This window comes from Actinomyces stomatis, from assembly GCF_031292835.1.
Taxonomy (GTDB): domain Bacteria; phylum Actinomycetota; class Actinomycetes; order Actinomycetales; family Actinomycetaceae; genus Actinomyces; species Actinomyces stomatis.
In genome coordinates this window covers 1-1,986 of the sequence record NZ_JASPEP010000053.1, presented here as the reverse complement: position 1 = coordinate 1,986, position 1,986 = coordinate 1, and the positions used below count along the sequence as shown (strand labels likewise).

Genomic DNA, 1,986 nt, shown 5'->3' with positions numbered 1-1,986 from the left:
AAAGGGCCTGCATCCTGGCGATGCGCTGCCGACGGAGTCCCAGCTGTGCACCGACCTGGGAGTATCCCGCTCCTCCGTCCGCGAGGCCGTCCGCACCCTCGTCGCCCTCGACATCGTCGAAGTACGCCACGGACACGGCATGTTCGTCGGCCAGATCTCCATGCGCCCCATGGTCGAGTCCCTCGTCTTCAAAGGCCTCCTCAACCCCGGAGACGACCACCGCGGACTACGCGACATCGTCGAAGTACGCATCACCCTCGACAACGCCCTGGCCGAGCCCGTCACCCACGCCTGGCACAACCGACAAGACCCCGAGCTCGACACCCTCGTCGACAAGATCGAGCAGCTCGCCTCACAAGGAGAGCTCTTCACCGACCAGGACCGACGCTTCCACACACGACTGCTCCAACCCCTCGACAACCACCTCTACCTCCACCTCACCGAAGCCTTCTGGGCCATCCACACCCTCACCGTCCCCCTCCTGGGCGCCCCCAAGCTCGAAGACCTCACCAGCACCGCAAAAGCCCACCGAGCCATGCTCCAAGCAGCCCGCACCGGAAACATCCCCGCCTACCACCAAGCCATCACCCAGCACTACGCCCCACTCCTAGCAGTCCTCACCTAAACCACCAGCCAAGAACCGCTCCGTCAGAGCCGGATAGGTTCCGGCCTGTGCCACGGCCAGAACATTGAGGCGCGGGTCCTCCGGACGAAGCAGCCTCTCCACCCACAGGTCGCGCGCGGCAGTGAGCCCCTGCGCGAGCCACCGCGCATTGACGAACTCCATGGCGTGAGTACCCCCGGGGTAGACGTGCAACTCGGCATCACCGCCGTCGCGCCACACCCTGGAGGCGAAGGCGACATCCTCATCCCGGAAGACCTCGGCGGAGGCCACTGAGATGAACAGCGGCGGCAGCCCGCCCAGCCATGTGGCGCGGGCGGGGGCCTCGTATGGGGTGACCAGCTCCGTGCCGCGCCGCTCCCCCAGCGCAGCGTCCCAAGCGACATTGTTGTACGCCGTCGGCCAGGTGCCATCGTCCGGGTACTGACGCGCTGAGACCGAGTCCTGCCAGTGCTGCATTCCTGTGCGGTCATCCAGCATGGGGTAGTCCAGCAGCCCGCCAAGAACGGCCGGCCCCTGTCGATCTCGCGCCATGAGCAGCGTGCCGGCGCTCAGCCCTCCACCGGCGCTCGGCCCGACAACGACGACGCGCCCCGGATCGGCGCCGAGGTCCTCGGCATGCTCGACCGCCCAGCACAGCGTGGCGTAGCAGTCCTCAACGCCGGCGGGTGCCGGATGCTCCGGAGCCAGCCGGTACTCAGGACTGATAATGACGCCTCCGTACCTGCGCAGCCACGGGACAACGGTCAACAGACCGTTGAAACGGCATCCCATTACCAGTCCTCCCCCGTGCAGGGAGAGGAACAGAGGGCCGGGCCCGCCGACGGAGGCGCTCTGGACGGTCCGCACGACCGCAGCGGGAAACGCCGTCCCGTTCTGACGAAGGACCTCAACATCCTCCAGGTCGACGTCAGGATGCCTGAGCAGGAAACCCGCTCGGACCTCATCAACGGGGGCGCGCCAGCTCGGGATGTTCTGCACCGTCATGGTCCGGAAGATGCCGAGCGGCTCGATGCACTCAAGCAGGGCCGCAGTAGCAGTGTCGTAGGGAGGGCGGGTAGGGACCGCTTCATGCGTGTGGGGCATGCCGTAACTGTTGCACTGTGAGCGCTGTAGCAGCAACCCACTCACAATCAGTCATTGATCGGCACTACAGGGCTCCACCTCCGGCCGCTGCTTGACGACGACTCCCGTTTTCAGCACGACATCCGTCCGGAGACGCGAGAACGCATGGGCGGGCACAATTCGACATTCACCAGCACAAATGCGCCAAAAGTCGGACAATGGGGCCATGCAGACGTCCCGCGGTGTCATGTCCGGCCTCACCACCTCCCCTATGACTCAGTCCTCCACGGCAATCGCCG

The 1,986-nt window shown here is 66.0% G+C and carries 2 protein-coding genes; one reads left to right on the top strand and one right to left on the bottom strand.

Annotated elements, in window-relative coordinates; translation table 11 throughout:
• Positions 1-7 precede the first annotated feature (7 nt).
• Positions 8-625, top strand: a complete 618-nt coding sequence (locus RIV12_RS13050) for a FadR/GntR family transcriptional regulator (protein ID WP_309324449.1) — start codon at positions 8-10, stop codon at positions 623-625.
• On the opposite strand, the gene RIV12_RS13045 is transcribed toward RIV12_RS13050, so the two are convergent.
• Positions 608-1,708, bottom strand: a complete 1,101-nt coding sequence (locus tag RIV12_RS13045) for an alpha/beta hydrolase (protein WP_309324448.1) — start codon at positions 1,706-1,708, stop codon at positions 608-610. The two genes, RIV12_RS13050 and RIV12_RS13045, sit on opposite strands and share 18 nt — an antisense overlap.
• Positions 1,709-1,986: the final 278 nt, after the last annotated feature.